The organism is Leucobacter weissii, assembly GCF_017565745.1.
GTDB classification, from domain to species: domain Bacteria; phylum Actinomycetota; class Actinomycetes; order Actinomycetales; family Microbacteriaceae; genus Leucobacter; species Leucobacter weissii.
The window spans coordinates 212,528-228,416 of the sequence record NZ_JAGDYM010000007.1; the positions used below are offsets into that span (position 1 = coordinate 212,528).

General features: G+C 72.1%; 19 protein-coding genes. 7 read left to right on the forward strand and 12 right to left on the reverse strand.

Going from position 1 to position 15,889, the window contains the following annotated elements; all coding sequences use genetic code 11:
* Positions 1 to 11: 11 nt before the first annotated feature.
* Genes J4H92_RS07165 through J4H92_RS07185 form a run of 5 tightly spaced genes read right to left on the reverse strand, consistent with a single transcriptional unit; the run spans position 12 to position 2,285 of the window.
* Complete coding sequence (locus J4H92_RS07165) at positions 12 to 629, reverse strand: hypothetical protein (RefSeq protein WP_208097487.1); 618 nt, start codon at positions 627 to 629, stop codon at positions 12 to 14.
* Positions 626 to 1,207: a DNA/RNA endonuclease G gene (locus tag J4H92_RS07170; RefSeq protein WP_208097488.1), complete on the reverse strand. Its 582-nt coding sequence runs from the start codon at positions 1,205 to 1,207 to the stop codon at positions 626 to 628. The genes J4H92_RS07165 and J4H92_RS07170 overlap by 4 nt, the downstream gene beginning before the upstream one ends.
* Positions 1,208 to 1,594, reverse strand: coding sequence for an NTP pyrophosphohydrolase (locus J4H92_RS07175; RefSeq protein ID WP_208097489.1), 387 nt, complete (start codon positions 1,592 to 1,594; stop codon positions 1,208 to 1,210).
* Positions 1,591 to 1,782 carry a DUF2273 domain-containing protein gene (locus J4H92_RS07180; RefSeq protein ID WP_208097490.1) on the reverse strand — a complete coding sequence of 64 codons (192 nt, stop codon included), beginning with the start codon at positions 1,780 to 1,782 and terminating at the stop codon, positions 1,591 to 1,593. The genes J4H92_RS07175 and J4H92_RS07180 overlap by 4 nt, the downstream gene beginning before the upstream one ends.
* The gene (locus tag J4H92_RS07185; protein ID WP_208097491.1) at positions 1,779 to 2,285 is read right to left on the reverse strand and encodes an Asp23/Gls24 family envelope stress response protein; all 507 of its coding nucleotides are present in this window, start codon (positions 2,283 to 2,285) and stop codon (positions 1,779 to 1,781) included. Before J4H92_RS07185 ends, J4H92_RS07180 begins: the two co-directional genes overlap by 4 nt.
* A 243-nt stretch (positions 2,286 to 2,528) precedes the next feature.
* Between J4H92_RS07185 and J4H92_RS07190 the strand changes: the two genes are divergently transcribed.
* A complete protein-coding gene (locus J4H92_RS07190) occupies positions 2,529 to 3,662 on the forward strand; it encodes a GTPase family protein (protein ID WP_208097492.1) in 1,134 nt (377 codons plus the stop codon).
* A 5-nt stretch (positions 3,663 to 3,667) separates the two neighbouring features.
* Here the strand turns inward: J4H92_RS07190 and J4H92_RS07195 are convergent, their stop codons facing one another.
* Positions 3,668 to 4,345: an IclR family transcriptional regulator gene (locus J4H92_RS07195; RefSeq protein ID WP_208097493.1), complete on the reverse strand. Its 678-nt coding sequence runs from the start codon at positions 4,343 to 4,345 to the stop codon at positions 3,668 to 3,670.
* Between the two features lie 234 nt (positions 4,346 to 4,579).
* On the opposite strand from J4H92_RS07195, the gene J4H92_RS07200 reads away from it, so the two are divergent.
* From J4H92_RS07200 to J4H92_RS07215, 4 genes are read left to right on the forward strand one after another with little or no spacing between them, the layout of a single operon-like run.
* On the forward strand, positions 4,580 to 5,941 hold the full coding sequence (locus tag J4H92_RS07200) for a purine-cytosine permease family protein (protein WP_208097494.1): 1,362 nt from the start codon (positions 4,580 to 4,582) through the stop codon (positions 5,939 to 5,941).
* Positions 5,942 to 5,943: 2 nt separating this feature from the next.
* Positions 5,944 to 6,567, forward strand: a complete 624-nt coding sequence (locus tag J4H92_RS07205) for a cysteine hydrolase family protein (protein ID WP_208097495.1) — start codon at positions 5,944 to 5,946, stop codon at positions 6,565 to 6,567.
* 20 nt (positions 6,568 to 6,587) lie between these two features.
* Positions 6,588 to 7,196, forward strand: coding sequence for an amino acid synthesis family protein (locus J4H92_RS07210; protein ID WP_208097496.1), 609 nt, complete (start codon positions 6,588 to 6,590; stop codon positions 7,194 to 7,196).
* A complete protein-coding gene (locus tag J4H92_RS07215) occupies positions 7,193 to 8,392 on the forward strand; it encodes a hypothetical protein (RefSeq protein WP_208097497.1) in 1,200 nt (399 codons plus the stop codon). The genes J4H92_RS07210 and J4H92_RS07215 overlap by 4 nt, the downstream gene beginning before the upstream one ends.
* 44 nt (positions 8,393 to 8,436) lie before the next feature.
* Here the strand turns inward: J4H92_RS07215 and J4H92_RS07220 are convergent, their stop codons facing one another.
* The 6 genes from J4H92_RS07220 to J4H92_RS07245 all read right to left on the reverse strand — a co-directional run bounded on the left by J4H92_RS07220 (position 8,437) and on the right by J4H92_RS07245 (position 12,982).
* Positions 8,437 to 9,222, reverse strand: a complete 786-nt coding sequence (locus J4H92_RS07220; protein ID WP_208097498.1) for a LysR substrate-binding domain-containing protein — start codon at positions 9,220 to 9,222, stop codon at positions 8,437 to 8,439.
* Entirely contained in the window at positions 9,219 to 9,584 is a 366-nt protein-coding gene (locus J4H92_RS07225; RefSeq protein WP_208097499.1) for an MGMT family protein, read from the reverse strand. The genes J4H92_RS07220 and J4H92_RS07225 overlap by 4 nt, the downstream gene beginning before the upstream one ends.
* Before the next feature lie 14 nt (positions 9,585 to 9,598).
* The gene (locus J4H92_RS07230; RefSeq protein WP_208097500.1) at positions 9,599 to 10,324 is read right to left on the reverse strand and encodes a VIT1/CCC1 transporter family protein; all 726 of its coding nucleotides are present in this window, start codon (positions 10,322 to 10,324) and stop codon (positions 9,599 to 9,601) included.
* Positions 10,325 to 10,531: 207 nt separating this feature from the next.
* Complete coding sequence (locus J4H92_RS07235; protein ID WP_208097501.1) at positions 10,532 to 11,065, reverse strand: dihydrofolate reductase family protein; 534 nt, start codon at positions 11,063 to 11,065, stop codon at positions 10,532 to 10,534.
* A gap of 10 nt (positions 11,066 to 11,075) precedes the next feature.
* The gene (locus tag J4H92_RS07240; protein WP_208097502.1) at positions 11,076 to 11,714 is read right to left on the reverse strand and encodes a class I SAM-dependent methyltransferase; all 639 of its coding nucleotides are present in this window, start codon (positions 11,712 to 11,714) and stop codon (positions 11,076 to 11,078) included.
* A 143-nt stretch (positions 11,715 to 11,857) separates the two neighbouring features.
* Entirely contained in the window at positions 11,858 to 12,982 is a 1,125-nt protein-coding gene (locus tag J4H92_RS07245) for an LLM class flavin-dependent oxidoreductase (RefSeq protein WP_208097503.1), read from the reverse strand.
* A 77-nt stretch (positions 12,983 to 13,059) separates the two neighbouring features.
* Here J4H92_RS07245 and J4H92_RS07250 point away from each other — a divergent pair, with 77 nt between their 5' ends.
* Together J4H92_RS07250 and J4H92_RS07255 are read left to right on the forward strand one after the other, a co-directional pair.
* The gene (locus J4H92_RS07250) at positions 13,060 to 14,586 is read left to right on the forward strand and encodes a leucyl aminopeptidase (RefSeq protein WP_208097504.1); all 1,527 of its coding nucleotides are present in this window, start codon (positions 13,060 to 13,062) and stop codon (positions 14,584 to 14,586) included.
* Entirely contained in the window at positions 14,583 to 15,860 is a 1,278-nt protein-coding gene (locus J4H92_RS07255) for a M18 family aminopeptidase (RefSeq protein ID WP_208097505.1), read from the forward strand. The genes J4H92_RS07250 and J4H92_RS07255 overlap by 4 nt, the downstream gene beginning before the upstream one ends.
* Positions 15,861 to 15,889 lie beyond the last annotated feature (29 nt).

A 15,889-nucleotide genomic window follows, 5' to 3' on the forward strand; every position in this document is an offset into this window, starting at 1 on the left:
GGGGAGGTCCGCTAGCGCACTCGCGCCTGATCCGCGGCCAGGCGAGAGCGCACACCGGACCGGATCGACACGCAGCTCGGTATCTCGCGGCCGGTGAGCACGGCGAGGTTGTCGAGCAAGCGGGCCACCGTCTCCGCGAGATCCGACGGCGAGGCGTTCTGCCGCGGCGTCACGCGCACGTGCAGCACGTCCGCGCCCCGCACCCGGTGCGCGCTCACCCGCGAGGAGAGGACCTCGTCGTGCTCCGCGAGCGCGTGGGTGATCGCATCGGCGACGAATCCCTGCCGGATGGTCACCGGCCCCTGGGCGCCTTCGCCGGACTCCGCGCGGATCACCACCCCGCTCCGGCCGCCGCCGAGCCTCGCGATCACGACCACGGCGATCAGCACGATCAGGAGCAGCAGCGCGAGCAGCGCCACGGCGAACCAGCTCGCCGCGGTCGACTCGGAGATCCTCGTGGCCCGATCGGCGTCGAGCATCCACGTCGCGGCCGACGAGAGCCCGGATTCCCAGATCTCGCCGGCGGGCGGCCAGAGGCTCGCCACGACCGCGGATCCGCCGACGACCACGAGCACGAGGCCGGCGACGAGGAGGACGGTGCGGTTCACCCCTCGGTTCGTCGCGTTCACGGCGCCGCTCCCGTCTCGGGGCGGGGCCTCACCCGCGCCCGCACCGCGAGCCGCGGGGAGAGATCGTGGGCCGCGAGCGACGCCTCGGCGGCGGCGCGCACCCCGGAGGGGTCGAGGATCTGACCGGGCTCCGGGCGCACGGTGACGTCGGCGGCCCGGTGGCCGATCCCCACGACCACGCCGCCGGGGGAGAGATCGAACTCCCGCCGCACCTGCTCCGCGACCGCCGAGGCGATCACGCCGTTGTCGACGACGACCGCGTGCGAGGAGACCTCCATCCGATGCCTGGCCAGCCGGCCGGGGGCCACCGCGAACCAGAGCAGGCCGATCCCCGCGGCGGCGAGGAGCGCCCCGGCGGCGGCGGCGGGCGCCGGCTGCAGCTCGGGCAGCTCTGCGAGCCATCCGAGTGCCGACCCGGGCGACCACAGCAGGGGCGCCGCGCCCAGCAGACGTCGCACGATCTCGATGCCCGCGAGGACCGCGGCGGCGGCGGCCACGATCAGCACGATCACGGTCGCGACCGTGCGCGGAGAGTGGGTCTCTCGGCGCACCACCCGTTTCAGCACCGCATCCGTCATCTATCTCACCCTCTTTCGCTCGGGAGCGACCGCTCCCGTCACGGTCACGGAGACCCGGCTGATCCGGCGGCCCGTCAGCCGGGCGAGATCCTCGGCGAGGGCGCCCTGCACCCCGCGTATCCGCTCGAGGATCGGCGTCTCCGTGCGGATCGCCTCGGTATCGCCCAGGTCCGGGATCGGGAGCCTCGCGGCGATCCGCACGGCCAGGCCGCCGCTCCACTCCGCGACCTGCACCTCGGCGTCGCGTCGCGGGATCCCGACGGCCGATGCCGAGGCCTCCCGGACGACCTTCTCGATCACCCGCTCGTGCACCCGGATGCAGCCGCGCGCCTCCGGCGGGCTCGCGGGGTCCGCGAGCGCCGGGGAACCGACGGTCGCCGCGCTCATGACGACGTGCGCCGGCCGGTGAACGCGCCCGCGAGGGCGCGCAGATCGAGACGTCCGGAGACGACGCGGCCCGTGAGCGCGCCGATCCCCATGAGCAGCGCCACGAGGAGGAAGCCCCAGAACCCGAAGATCAGCGCTGCGAACGCCAGGGTCGCGCCGACGAGCGCGCCGACGACGGTGGAGCTCATGATACGCGGGGCTCGGCGTCGTCGTCGGCGTCCTCGCTGGGGAGGCGCACGTCGTCGACGTCCACGTTGACCTCCACCACCTGGAGACCGACCAACCGCGTGATCGCGTCGGCGACCGCCGTGCGCACCTGATCAGCGACGTCCTGGATCGGCGTCGGGTAGTCCACGACGATGGTGATGTCCGCCGCCGCCTGGGTCTCTCCGACCTCGACCTTCACGCCCTGCGCCAGATCCTTCGCGTTGACCGCGTCGCGGATCGCGCCGAGCGCCCGTGCTCCGCCCCCGCCGAGGGCGTGCACGCCGGGGACCTCGCGAGCGGCGATCCCCGCGATCTTCGCGACGACGCCCTCCGCGATCGTCGTGCGACCGGCCGAGTCGGCCTCCGCGGCGGGCCGCGGCGCCGCGGGAGCGCGATCGACCCGCGATGTCGCCGCGAGCGGCTTGGCCGGTTTCGGCGCCGTCGTCTCGGGCGCAGCCGTCGTGTCCGTGTCAGTCGTAGCCATCTGAGCCACCTCCAGTGTCATCGGCGCGAGCTCTCCGGTCGCGCCGTCCGAACGAGCGGAGAAGACCGCTCTGCCTATGAGACGGTCCGCGCCGGGGAAACGTCACAAATCTCTTCGCGACGCCTTCGCTCCTGGATACCCGACGGCCTCGACGCCCGCTCCCGGGGGGCTGTTAGGCTGCTGGCAGGATCATTCAGCGATCGAGGCGCGGCCCGGATCCATGGCCCGTTCTGGAGGTGGCCGATGGACGCGAGAGACGGCTCGTACGAGGACCAGTTCCACGCGAAGTACCGCGAGCAGGCCGAGAAGATCGGGCGCTTCAACCTGGCCGTGTTCGGCAAGACCGGCGTCGGCAAGTCGACGCTGATCAACGCCGTCTTCGGCGACGAGGTCGCCGCGACCGGCATCGGCGAGCCCGTCACGATGGACGAGCACCTCTATCTGCACCGCTCGGGGTTCTTCGGCCTCCTCGACACTCGGGGTCTCGAGATCGGCGTCGACACCGAGACCCTCATCGGAGAGCTCGGCCGGTACGTGGAACGGATGCGACGGCAGCCGCTCTCTGAGCAGATCCACGCGGCCTGGTACTGCGTGCGCGCCACCGACCGGCGCTTCGAGGACACCGAGGCGGAGTTCGTCCGCCGCCTGCACGAGCTCGGCCTGCCGGTCATCGTCGTGCTGACGCAGGTGCCGTCGCGGAACGCCCGGTACCACGCCGACGCCCTCGCCATGTTCGAGCACATCGCCGGGCTCGGGCTGCCCATCGAGGGCGGGCGGCCCATCCTGGTGATGGCGCAGGGCGACGACTTCACCGGCCAGATCCAGCACGGCGTGAAGGATCTCCTCGATGCCACCTTTCGCGCTGCTCCGGAGGGGGTGAGCAGCGCGCTCGCGGCCGCGCAGAAGATCGACCTGGATCGGAAGTGGAAGGAGGCGCAGGCCGCCATCACGACCGCCGGGACGGCCGCCGCCGCGGTGGGCGCGATCCCGATCCCCGTCGCCGACGCGGCCCTGCTCGTCCCGATCCAGCTCGGGCTCATGGGCTCGGTCTCGGCGATCTACGGGATCCGGCCGGAACTCGCCTCGGTGGCCGCGATCGCGGCGGCGACGGTGGCCACGACGGCCGGCCGCGGCACCGTGGTGGGGCTGCTCAAGCTGATCCCCGGCGCCGGCATCGTGGTCGGAGGGGCCGTCAGCGCCGCCACCGCCAGCACGTTCACGCTCGCCATCGGCTACGCCTGGGCCACGGTGTGCAGCCAGCTCACCCAGGGCCGGCTCAAGGGAGTCGACGGCGCGCTCGACGACGGCGCCGTGCGGAAGCTGTTCAGATCCGAGGTCATGGCCTGGTTCACCAGGCTGCGGGGCGGCGGGAAGTAGGGCGCTCAGAACATCCGGGACCGGGTCAGCAGAGCGAGCAGCTTCTCCTGATCGAAGCGGAAGGTGGGCGCCGCCAGCGACAGCGCGGCGAGCTCGAGACCCGGCAGCCTGACGGGCACGGCGATCGTGGTCATGCCCACGAGGAACTCGTCCGAGACCACCGCGTATCCCTGGCGTCGGATACCGGCGAGATCCTCGTCCGGAGGCGTCCGCCGATCGTCTGCGAAGGCGCGCAGCACGCCTCCCGACGCCGAGGAGTGCGCGGGCATCGTGCGACCCGCGGCCAGATCGGTCATGAGCGAGCTGTCGATCGTGGTCCGATAGAGGATGAAGATATCGTCGCCGCGCAGGACGGACAGGCTGGCGGTCTCGCCGGAGCGCGCCGCGAGCCCCGCCACGCGGACGGCCACCTGCGGCCCGATGCCGCCCTGCTGCAGGGCCGAAGACCCGAGGGTGATCGTCTCGAGCGACACCTGATAGCCGCCGTTGGCGTTCTGCGTGGCGTAGCCGCCCTCGACCAGCGTGCGGAGCTGCTGGTGGACCGAGCCCTTCGGCTGGGCCGACAGCTCGGCGAGGGCGCTGAGCGACATCGGCGTCGACTGCCCGGCGAGCAGCCGCAGCAGCTGCAGGCATTTCAGCGACGAGGTGAGGATCCTCGTTCTCGCGTCTCCGCTGTCGGCCATGCTCCGAGTATCGCAGACGACCCGGCGGCGACGGTGGGCGCGGCCGCGGTCGGAGGGCGCGCGGTTCGGCATGCCCGAACCGCGTGCGGCGCAGGGCGGACGCCGTCCGGTATGCGGACGGGACCGTGCGCCCCCGCCGGATGTTCGCCACCGGTCCCGCACGGGCGGGCCCCGGCTGGCTAGAGTTCTCGTCCAACGGGGTCATCATCGCCCCCGCCGACCAAAGGAGTCCGCATGGCCAACGACGCCCATCCAGATCTTCACCGCAGCGACCGCGCAGACGACTTCGCTTCGGTCCGCGTCCCGCTCGCCGAACGGCGCGGGCACTCGTCCATCTTCATGATCCTGTTCGGGATCGTGACCGCCTTCTTCTTCCTGGCCACGGGAGGCTCCTACTTCACCGCCTACGGCGCCTGGGCCACCTGGCTCGGACTCGCCATCGGCTTCGTGGTCCTCGTGCTTCTCGCGGTGGTCGTCTCGCGCGCCGCATCGAGCGAGGGGCTCACCGCCGAACTCATCACCCGCGCCTGCGGCTTCGGCTACGCGGGCACCATCCTCACCTCGTTGATCTACGCGGTGACGTTCATCTTCTACACCGCGATCGAGGGGCAGATCCTCGCCGACGCCGCGGCGCATCTGATCCCGCTCCCCCCGATCGTCTGGTACATCATCGCCGGGCTCATCTTCATCCCGCTGCTCTGGAAGGGGACCACCCAGCTGACCTGGCTCATGTGGCTGACGATCCCCGTCTACGTCATCCTCATCACCGTCGCGATCGTGCGGGCACTCGGACTCAACGGCGGGTTCCCCACCCAGATCTTCACCGCCGAGGCCCCGGGCGGGATGGCGGCGGGCATCGCGCTCTCGGGCGTGCTCGCGGGACTCGCCGGCACCATCGGCCTCAACCCCATCGAGGCCGCCGACTACAACCGCTACATCCACCCCGACAAGTTCCGGCGATCCTTCTGGATCTCCCTCGTGCTGCCCTACGCGCTGATGTTCTTCTTCGCGATGCCGCTCGGCATGTTCTTCGCCGCGGCCACCGGGGACAGCAACCCGGCCTCCATGTTCGCAGCCCTGCTGGGGCCCCTGCTCGCGGTGCTGCTCGCGTGGATCTCGCAGATCCGCATCAATCTCACCAACATCCATCTGGGATCCATCGCGCTCACCAGCGTGAGCAACCGCGTCCGTCACTCCGAGCACGCCCGCAAGATCTGGACGACCGTGATCTGCATCGCCGCGATCCCGCTGATGGCCATCGACATCGTGCAGTACATCCTGCCGTTCCTCGCCTTCAACGGCGTCTTCCTGCTGGCCTGGGTGGGATGCGTGGTGTCGGATCTCCTGATCGTCCGGAGACTGCTCGGCATCGTGCCGCGCGAACTGGTCTTCGAGCGCGAGCGCGTGCGTTCGATCAACCCCGTGGGGCCGACCGCCCTGGTGACCGCCGTGGTGATCGGCTCGGTGCTGCTGTTCGCGCCCGGCCTCGGACCGGTCAGCAGTTTCGCCGCCTATATCGGGTTCGGGGTGGCCGTCGTCGTCCAGGCGGTCATGGCTCGCGCGACCAACGGCAAATACTACGTGAAGGGAGCATGATCATGACGATCGCCCGACAACTCGACGGTTTCTCCGACAAGATGGCGCAGAAGGCCCCGCCGGAGATCGACCGTTCCGCCTTCGCGCTCGTGGTCGTCGACATGGTGCAGGCGTATCTCGACCCCGAGGGCGAGATGCCGGTCGCCGATCCGGAGCCCGTCATCGCCGCAGCGCTGCGCCTGATCGCGGCCGCCCGCGCGGCGGGCGGGCGGGTGATCTGGGTGCGGCCGGGCCACACCGAGGAGGCCGACGGGCTCTTCCGCATCCGGATCCCGCACGCGATCGGCGAGGACGGGGGTGCGCGGATCCACCCCGCCTTCGACCCCGCGGACGACGAGAAGATCGTCAGGAAGCGCCGCTACTCGGCCTTCTTCGGCACCGACCTCGACCTCTATCTGCGCGAGCACGGCATCCGGTCGGTGCTGGTCTGCGGCGTGGCCCTGAACATCTGCGTCCGCAGCACCGTGCACGACGCGTTCTTCAACGGCTATGACGTGTTCGTCGTAGCAGACGCGTGCCAGGCCACGGGCCCGCGCGAGCACGAATCGTCGCTCTACGACATCGCGACCCACTTCGGAACCGTCCTCCCGCTGGACGAGACCGTCGGCCGCCTCGAACGAAACTGAACCAGGTCGGAGGAACACGCATGCATCAGGAACTCACCCAGATCGTCACCGCCGCAGGCACGGTGCCGGTGCGGAAGACCGTCATCCATCTCGAGAGCGTCGTCGCGGACGGAGGGCGCGCCGTGGAGCGGCCCGTGCACCGCGCGGTGGTCGGCGCGGTGCTCCGGAACCCGTTCGCCGGAGTGGTCGACGACGAACTCGAGCTCCTGCAGGAAGCAGGGGGAGTCTTCGGCGAGTGGGCCATGACCGTGGCCGTGGGCCTGCTCCCCGGCGAGGTCAAGGCCTACGGCAAGGCCGGAGTGGTGGGGGAGAGCGGAGAGCTCGAGCACGTCGCCGCGCTGCTGCACCCGCGCTTCGGCGGGCCCACGCGTGAGATCGCCGGCGGGATCTCGATTCTGCCGAGCGTCAAGAAGCGCGGCGGCACCGGCTGCACGGTCGACATCCCGGTGCACCACAAGACCGCGATGAAGATTCGGGACTACTTCGACTCGGTGACGGTCAGCGTGGCCGACGCTCCGCTCTCCGACGAGCTCCTGCTGCTGCTCGCCGTGACGGACGGACCGCGCCCGCACCCCCGCATGGGCGGGCTGCGCGAGGCCGACGCGGTCGGAGAGGACGGCGTCAATTGAGCGGCCGGATCCACCTGATCGGCTGCGGGGGGATCGTCTCCGGCGATCTGACCGCGCCGCTCGTCGAGGCCGACGCCGTGGTCGTCGAGGACGGCGCGATCCGTCATCTCGGCCCGCGGATCGACGTCGATCGCGCCGACACGGTCATCGACGTCCGAGGGGGGCTGGTGGCCCCCGGACTGATCGACGCGCACGCGCACCCCGTCGTCGGCGACTTCACACCCCGCCAGAACGCGCTCGGATGGACCTCGCGCACGCTGCACGGCGGGGTCACCTCGCTCGTGTCGGCCGGGGAGACCCACTGGCCCGGGCGGCTGAAGGACGGCGTCGAAGCCGCCGCGATCTGCGCCGCCGCGCACCTGACCTCGCGGTCCCGGCAGCCGGGCTGCTCGCGGGTGTTCGGGGGCGCGCTGCTGCTCGACCGCGGGATCGAGGAGTCGGACATCGAGGCGCTGCATCGACTGGGGGTCCGCAGGCTCGGCGAGATCGGCCTCGGCTCGGAGAAGGATCCGGGCCGGATCGCGGCGCTCGTCGCCTTCGCTCGCTCGCTGGGCTGGGTCGCGCCGCTGCACTTCGGCGGCGCGTCGGTACCCGGTTCGAGCGTCGTCGACGGCGACCTGGCCCGTGCGGTGGCCCCGACGGTCATCAGCCACGCGAACGGCGGCCCGACGGCGCGCCCGGTCGAGGAGGTGCTGGAGCTGATCGAGGAGACCGACGCCGCCATCGAGCTCGTGTTCGCCGGCAACAGCCGCGCGGCGGCGACGATCGCCCGGAACCTCGCCGAGCGGGGGGAGCTGCATCGGCTCCAGTTCGGCACCGATACGCCCTCGGGCACCGGCGTCGTGCCGCTCGGGCTGCTCCGCGCCGTCACCGAGGCGGTGAGCCTCGGAGGCCTCGATCCGGTCGACGCGCTGTGCGCCGCGACCGGCGTCACCGCCGAGCGCTACGGGCTCGTCGCACCGGTGCCCCCCGGCGCCTCCGGGGGCGCCGGGTCCGAGCGCGGGCTGGGGCGGATCGCGGCGGGGGCGGCCGCCGACCTCGTGGTGCTCGCGCCGGCGCTCGGCTCGGAGTCGGAGGACGCCGCGGAGTCGATGCGCCGGGGGAATCTCCCCGCCGTCGCCCTGGTCGTCGTGGACGGGGAGGTCGCGGTGCGCAGGAGCAGCACGACGCCGCCTCCGGCGCGGCCGGTGATCTGAGCGGCCGGTGATCCGCGCCGCCGGATCGCTCCGGCTCCGGCGCCCTACCGCCTCCGGCGCGGTCGGCTCCGCGCGCGCGGGAGGCGCCGGGCTCCGCGGCCGTCCGGGGTGCGGGCCGCCGGCGTCCTCCTCGGAGTCTCCGGCTCCGCCTCCGCGTCGGAGGCGCGCGAACTGCGCGCGGTGCGTCCGCGCATGATCGCCACGAGCCGCTGCACATCGTCCGCGTCCCGCTCGACGTCCCAGGTCGCCCAGACGGAGGTGCCCGCGAGCGGGGGATCGGCCTCGACGCGCAGCACCGCGTGGCGGCCCTTCTCCGCCAGATGACGGGCCAGGGGCAGGGGGAGCAGCACGCCTCCGGTGCCCGTCGCTGCGAACTCCAGGGCCTCGCCCGCATCCGCAGGAGCCCATGCGGGGTCCGGTCGGGGCCCGGGAGGCGGCCACGCCGCCGCATGATCCGGATGGCCGATCAGCTCGATCAGCTCGATCGTCGCCCGGTCGATCGTCGCCTGCTCGGCGACTTCGTGCTCGGCCGCGACGACGAGCGCGATTTCTTCGGTGTAGAGGCGCACCGCGTGGCGATCCTGCGTCGGCGGCTCCGCTCCCGCGGGCCGTGCGCCCGGCGCGGCGCGCTCGAGCAGCACATCCGCCGCCGGGGGCGCTTCGCCGGAGGAGAACGGAATCAGCTCGAGCGGAGTCGACGTCCGCTCGTGCCAGCGCCGCGCCCACTTCCCCGGGGCGATGCCGCGGACGAAGCCGAGCCTCAGCGGCGCCGGTTCCGGAGCCGACGCGGCGGACGCCGATCGCCCCGCCGGCGGCCGGCCGGAGCTCACGGCGCCGCCTCGGCGTAGATCTCGTGGTCGTAGTCCAGGCGCGCGGAGGAGAGCGCGATCCGGTAGCCGTCCGCGAGATCCCCGCCGCCGCGGGGTTCGCGCAGCGGGGTGCCCTCCTCGAGATAGTGCGGCAGCGCGAGCCGCTCGTGACCCCGCGGTGGGCCGCCGCTCGCGGGGACGACCCGCCACCACGGCACCGCGTGGCCGTAGTAGGCCATGACGCGGCCGACCGCGCGGGGCGCGTTCGTTCCGAGGGCCCAGGCCAGGTCGCCGTAGGTGACGACGCGGCCAGGAGGGACGCGTCTCACGAGATCGAGCACCGCGCTCACGAAATCGTTGTCGACGAATTCGGGGCCTGGCATGCTCCTACACTACGTCAGCCGAGGCCCGAGACGCCCAGCAGCCTGCCGATGCCGTAGGTCACCGCGACGGCGATGCCGCCGAACAGCAGCTGACGGCCGGCGCCGGCGAAGGGGTTCCGGTCGGTGAAGCGCGCCGCGATGAAACCGGCCAGCAGCAGGCCGACGCCGCCGAACAGCAGACCCCAGAAGAGGGTCCCGAAGCCGAGGAGGAAGGGCAGCACCGGGATCACGGCCCCGGCGCTGAAGGCGAGCAGCGAGGCGCCGGCCGCGACCATCGGGGAGGGGCGCTCATCGGGGCTGAGTCCCAGTTCGTGCGCGAGATGCACCCGGAGCGCCTGCTCGGTGTTGGCGTGCACCTGGGACGCGGCCGTGCGCGCGGTCCGCTCGTCCATGCCGAGGTGGGTGAACATCACCGAGAGCTCCGCCTCCTCGCCCTCGGGGTTGCGGTCGAGCGCCGCGCGCTCGGTCTGCACCTCGACGGCGAGCTGCTCGTTCTGGGTCCGCACCGAGGTGTACTCGCCGAGCGCCATCGAGATCGCACCGGAGATCAGGCCCGAGATGCCCGTGATCGCGACGATGGCGCTGCTCGCGCCCGCGGCCGCGATGCCCGAGATCAGTCCGATGTTCGAGACGAGCCCGTCCATCGCGCCGAACACCGAGGCGCGCAGCCAGCCGGATCCGGCCGAGGACGAGTGGCTGTGGTCGTACTCGTGCGGCTTGGCGATGTCGTAGTCGGGCACGGCGGCTCCTGTGGTTCGAACGGCGGTCTCGCACCCTGATCCGGGCGCGGATCCTGGCGGCCGAGAGGCAACGCTAGCAAGCAAAACGACTTGGTGAGAACCGGCTCGTGAAGCTCGCTGCTCCGTTCCGGGGGAGTACGCCGCGCCGAAGTCGCGCGCGGTGCGCCGACGACTCGGATGCTCCTTGCTCGACTCGCGACGGAGGATTCAGGAGTCGCCGGGGCGCAGCACCCGGTAGCGCGCGCAGACGAAGCCGCGGTTGCGCGCCGTGTCGACGAGTTCGAGGGCGAGGGGGCGGGGCAGCAGCGGCCGGCCGGAGCCGAGGGTCGCCGGCGCGAACTGGACCCACAGCTCGTCGAGCAGGCCGGCATCGGCGAACTGGCCGGCGAGGTCGCCCCCGCCCAGGATCCAGACGTCCTTCCCGCCGGCCGCGGCGACGGCCTCCGCGTGGACCCCGCGGACGTCGCCCCGCGCGAAGCGGACGTCCGCTTCGTCCGGCACCGGCAGCTCGCGGTGGGTGAACACCCAGGCCGGCTGATCGTAGACCCAGCCCTCCTGGTTGCGCAGCAGCCATTCGTAGCTCGACGCGCCCATGACGAGCGCTCCGATGCGCTCGACGAAGGCCGGATAGGCCATCGGACCGTCGGAGTCGAACTCCTGCGCGAACAGCCAGTCGAGCGAGTGGTCGTGCGTGGCGATGAAGCCGTCGAGGCTCGAAGCGGTGTAGAAGTGCGTGGTCACAGGCGCAACCCTAGCGCGCTCGTGACCCCCCGCTCGTGCGGGTCGCGACGATCATCGCCTCCGGCCGCCGACCCGGGACGGGGCGCGCCGAGGGGTCGAGGCGCGCGCGAACGTCGCCGACGGCGAACCCGGCGGCTTCGATCCGGGAGCCGAGCAGATCGACCGGCCAGTAGTAGGCCGTCGCGATGGCGTGTTCGAAGGGCTCGAGTTCGGCCCCCGTGAAGAAGCCGACCAGCAAGGAGCCGCCGGGGGCGAGGGCCCGGGCGAACTCCTCGAGTGCGATGTCGACGGTCTCCGGCTCCATGTGGATCAGTGAGTACCAGGCGAGCACGCCGGCGAGGCTCGCATCCGCCACCCCCAGCCGCTCGGCCCGGCCCGCTCGGAAGCGCGATTCCGGGTAGCTCCGCCGCGCCGCGGACAGGAACTCCGGCACGGGCTCGACGCCCTCGATCCGCACCCCCTGGCGCCGCAGATGATCCGTCCACTGCCCCGGCCCGGAGCCGACGTCGAGCACGCGACCGCGCAGTCCCGTCGCCCAGGCGCCGACGCACTCGCGATCCGCCTCCGAGGCGTGCCCGATCCTTCCGACGGCTTCGACGTACTCCCCGGCGAGCGAGGCGTAGGCGGCCCGCACCTGCTCGAAGCTCATGCGGTCAATGGTAGCGAGCACGCGCGTCCCGATCGGTTCCCCGGCGACCGGCGCGCCGTCCCGAAGGGCGGCCGTGCTCGTGATCGGGGTGGCTCGCCGACGGCTCGGGCGGAGATCGCAGCTCGGGCGGAGGACTTCTCGGCTCAGGATCCTCCGGGACTGCGATCTCCGCCCGAAGCGCCGCCGCTCACCCCCGGTGAGCCGCCGAGGCCGGCGTGCTCAGACCCCATCCCCTGCACCGGTCCCTCGGTGTTCGGCTGCCATCCGAGCGCCGGGGCGACGTGCTCCGCGAAGGCCTGCAGCACGTGCAGGTTGTACTCGGGGCCCAACTGGTTCGGGATCGTGAGCATGAGCGTGTCGGCCGCCATGACCGCCTCATCCGCCCGCAACTGCTCGACGAGGCGGTCCGGCGTGTCGGCGTAGGTCTTGCCGAACGTCGAGCGGAAGCCGTCGATGACGCCGATCTGATCCTGGTTCTCGCGCGAGCGCAGACCGAAGTAGAGCTGATCCTGCTCGGTGATCAGGGGGAACACGCTGCGGCTCACGCTGACCCGCGGCGCTCCGCTGTGCCCGGCCTCGCGGTACGCGGTGCGAAAGCGCTCGATCTGCTCGCGCTGCAACTCGTGGAACGGCTGCCCGGTCGCCTCGGTCAGCAGCGTCGAGCTCATCAGGTTGAGGCCCAGCCGGCCGGTCTGCTCGGCGGTCGCGCGGGAGCCGGCGCCCCACCAGATCCGGTCGCGCAGCCCGCCGGAGCGCGGCTCGATCGCGAGCCGGCCCGCCGGTCCCATCTGCGGGTCGGCGTCGACCACCGTCTCCCCGTCGATCGCGCGCAGGAAGAGGTCGAACTTGTCGCGCGCGAGGTCGGCGCCCTTCGGATCCTCCGCTCCGGTGTAGCCGAAGGCCTCATAGCCGCGCAGCGCGGTCTCGGGGGAGCCCCGGCTGATGCCGAGTGCGATCCTGCGCGATGCGATCAGGTCGAGCGCCGCGGCCTCCTCGGCCAGATAGAGCGGGTTCTCGTAGCGCATGTCGATCACGCCGGTGCCGACCTCGATGCGATCGGTGCGGGCGGCCATCGCGGTGAGCAGCGGGATCGGCGAGGCCGCCTGCTTCGCGAAGTGGTGGACCCGCAGGTAGGCGCCGTTCACGCCGAGCTCGTCCGCCCCCTCGGCGAGCTCGATGGTCTGGCGCAGCATGTCGCCGGCGGTACGGGTGCGAGATCCGGGAACGTTGCCGTAGTGCCCGAAGGAGAGGAATCCGAATGCTTTCATGTCGGGTGAAACATGTATGCATTTGCATCTATTCCTGACGGGTCAACGATGTCGGTGCGCGCGAGTATGGTGGTCCCATGACCGTTGTGATCGACTCAGACTTCAATCCGGTTCCCTCGCTCGCACGCGAGGTCGAGGTGACGGTGGCGGTGAACGCCGATGCCGGCCGTTCCCCGTCGGCGCTCGCCGTGTTCGTCGCCGACGAGGGGGCGCTGCCTGAGGGATTGCCCGGCGATCTGGATCGGGAGGCGCTCGCCGCCGTGGGCTTCACCGGCAAGAAGGGGCAGACGCTCGCGCTGCCCGGGACTCCGGTCCGCGTGCTGGTGGGCGTCGGCTCGGGGCTCTCGACGGCGGCCGCAGTGCGCGACGCGGTGGCCGCGCTCACCCGCGCGGCGAAGGAATCGGAGGCGCTCGTGGTCCCGCTGGGGGATGCGGTCTCGGCGGGAGCGGAGCCGCTCGCGGCGGCTCAGGCCGCGACCGAGGGGGCGATCCTCTCCCGGTACCGCTACGACGCGCTGACGAGCGACCCGAAGACGGTGCAGCTCACGAGCCTCACGATCGTGGTCGACGAGGCCGACGAGGAGCAGGCGGATCTCGGGGTCGAGCGCGGACTGGTCCTCGCCCGGACCGCGAGCCTGGCGCGGGATCTGGCCAACACGCCGCCCCGGCATCTGAGCGCCGTGAAATTCGCCGAGATCGCGCGCGAACTCGGCCCGCGGTTCGGCCTCGAGGTCGAGGTCTTCGACCGCGAGGCCCTCATCGAACTGGGGTGCGGCGGGCTGCTCGGCGTCAACGCGGGCAGCGTCGAGGAGCCCCGGATGGTGAAGCTGCGCTTCTCGCCCGAGGGGTCCGGCGGCGACGCCCCGCACCTGGCCCTGGTCGGCAAGGGCATCATGTACGACTCGGGCGGCATCAGCCTCAAGCCGTCCAACGCGATGCACGCGGCGATGAAGCTCGACATGATGGGCGCCGCGGCGGTGTTCTCCGCGATGACGGCACTGCGCGAGCTCGGCGCGCAGACCGCGGTGACCGGCTGGCTCATGTGCACCGACAACATGCCGTCGGGCAGCGCGACCAAGCTGGGAGACGTGCTCACGATCCGCGGCGGCACCACGGTCGAGGTCAAGAACACCGACGCCGAGGGGAGGCTGGTGATGGCCGACGGCCTCGTGCTCGCCACCGAGGAGGCGCGGCGACCCGACGCGATCGTCGACATCGCGACGCTGACCGGCGCGGCGATGGCCGCGCTCGGCACGCGCAGCGCGGCCATGCTCGCCAACGACGACGCGGTGGCGGCGCAGCTCGAGGCCGCGGCGGAGACCACCGACGAGACGATCTGGCGGCTGCCCCTCGATCACCGCTACCGGGACCAGCTGAAGTCGAGCGTTGCGGATCTCTCGAACATCGGGGGCCAGTACGCGGGCGCGATCCTCGCCGCGCTGTTCCTGAACGAGTTCGTGGACGAGCTGCCGTGGGGGCACCTCGACATCGCCGGGACGATGCAGGCCGAGAGCGACGACCTCTGGCGCTCGACGGGGTCGACCGGTTTCGGCGCCCGGCTGCTGGCCGAGTTCGCGACCGGCTTCGAGGCTCCGAAGCGATGATCGGGAGTCGCGACGCCTACGTCGACGGGTTCATCGACTTCGTCTCCGACTCGCCCAGCTCGTATCACGCGGTCGCGGCGCTGGGCACGACGCTGGCCGCCGCGGGCTTCCGTCGGGTGCGCGAGGACGAGTCGTGGGATCCGCTCCGCGCCGGTTCCCGCGGTCTCACCATCCGGGACGGGGCGCTGATCGCCTGGCGGGCCGGCGAGGGACTCTCCGCGACGAGCCCGGTGCGGATCCTCGGCTGCCACACGGATTCGCCGGGTTTCGTGCTCAAACCGCGACCGGATTTCGAGGCCGAGGGCTGGGCGCAGGCGGGCGTCGAGATCTACGGCGGCCCGCTGCTGAACTCCTGGCTCGACCGCGACCTCGCGCTGGCCGGGCGCGTCGTCACGCGCGAGGGCGTCCAGCATCTGGTGCGGACAGGGGCGGTGGCCCGGATCCCGCAGCTCGCGATCCATCTCGACCGCGAAGTCGGCAGCGGGCTCGTGCTGGACAAGCAGCGGCATACGCAGCCGGTGCTCGGCGTCGCGGGCGCGGGAGCCTCCGTCCACCAGCTGCTCGCCTCGGCCGCGGGGGTGTCCGCGAACGACATCGCCGGCGCGGACGTGCGTCTCGCCGATGCGCAGCCGCCGGCGCGGATCGGCGCGGCGGGAGAGCTGCTCGCCTCGCCCCGCCTCGACAATCTGAGCTCCGTGTTCGCCGGTCTGCGAGCGCTGGTCGAGACGGAACCGGCGCCGGGCACGATCGCCGTGCTGGCGGCGTTCGATCACGAGGAGCTCGGGTCGGAATCCCGCTCCGGGGCGAGCGGGCCCTTCCTGGAAGAGGTGCTCGGACGGCTGTTCTCCGGGATCGGCGCCGGCGCGGAGGAGCGGGCCCGGGCGCTGTCCGGATCCTGGTGCCTCTCGGCCGATGCCGGACATGCCGTGCATCCCAACTACCCCGATCGCCACGACCCGCGGGTCCGCCCGCGGGCCGGCGGCGGACCCATGCTGAAGCTGAACGCCAAGCAGCGCTACGCGAGCGATGCGCACGGCGCCGCGCTGTGGCGCCGGTGCTGCGAGGCCGCGGGCATTCCGGCCCAGGAGTTCGTGTCCCACAACGGAGTGCCCTGCGGCTCCACCATCGGGCCGCTCACGGCCACGCGGATCGGGATCCGCACGGTCGACGTCGGGGTGCCGCTGCTCTCGATGCACTCGGCACGCGAACTCGCGCACGTCGATGATCTGCGCGGCCTGGCCGCTGCGACCGCAGCCTTTTTCGCCGGGAGCTGAGCGGGCCTTTCCCGATTCTCGCGCGGTTT

Excerpts from the sequence above, each read along its gene's own strand:
- J4H92_RS07170 (WP_208097488.1), bottom strand. The coding sequence starts at position 1,207 with ATGACGGATGCGGTGCTGAAACGGGTGGTGCGCCGAGAGACCCACTCT.
- J4H92_RS07175 (WP_208097489.1), bottom strand. The coding sequence starts at position 1,594 with ATGAGCGCGGCGACCGTCGGTTCCCCGGCGCTCGCGGACCCCGCGAGC.
- J4H92_RS07180 (WP_208097490.1), bottom strand. The coding sequence starts at position 1,782 with ATGAGCTCCACCGTCGTCGGCGCGCTCGTCGGCGCGACCCTGGCGTTC.
- J4H92_RS07185 (WP_208097491.1), bottom strand. The coding sequence starts at position 2,285 with ATGGCTACGACTGACACGGACACGACGGCTGCGCCCGAGACGACGGCG.
- J4H92_RS07190 (WP_208097492.1), top strand. The coding sequence starts at position 2,529 with ATGGACGCGAGAGACGGCTCGTACGAGGACCAGTTCCACGCGAAGTAC.
- J4H92_RS07195 (WP_208097493.1), bottom strand. The coding sequence starts at position 4,345 with ATGGCCGACAGCGGAGACGCGAGAACGAGGATCCTCACCTCGTCGCTG.
- J4H92_RS07200 (WP_208097494.1), top strand. The coding sequence starts at position 4,580 with ATGGCCAACGACGCCCATCCAGATCTTCACCGCAGCGACCGCGCAGAC.
- J4H92_RS07205 (WP_208097495.1), top strand. The coding sequence starts at position 5,944 with ATGACGATCGCCCGACAACTCGACGGTTTCTCCGACAAGATGGCGCAG.
- J4H92_RS07210 (WP_208097496.1), top strand. The coding sequence starts at position 6,588 with ATGCATCAGGAACTCACCCAGATCGTCACCGCCGCAGGCACGGTGCCG.
- J4H92_RS07225 (WP_208097499.1), bottom strand. The coding sequence starts at position 9,584 with ATGCCAGGCCCCGAATTCGTCGACAACGATTTCGTGAGCGCGGTGCTC.
- J4H92_RS07240 (WP_208097502.1), bottom strand. The coding sequence starts at position 11,714 with ATGAGCTTCGAGCAGGTGCGGGCCGCCTACGCCTCGCTCGCCGGGGAG.
- J4H92_RS07245 (WP_208097503.1), bottom strand. The coding sequence starts at position 12,982 with ATGAAAGCATTCGGATTCCTCTCCTTCGGGCACTACGGCAACGTTCCC.
- J4H92_RS07250 (WP_208097504.1), top strand. The coding sequence starts at position 13,060 with ATGACCGTTGTGATCGACTCAGACTTCAATCCGGTTCCCTCGCTCGCA.
- J4H92_RS07255 (WP_208097505.1), top strand. The coding sequence starts at position 14,583 with ATGATCGGGAGTCGCGACGCCTACGTCGACGGGTTCATCGACTTCGTC.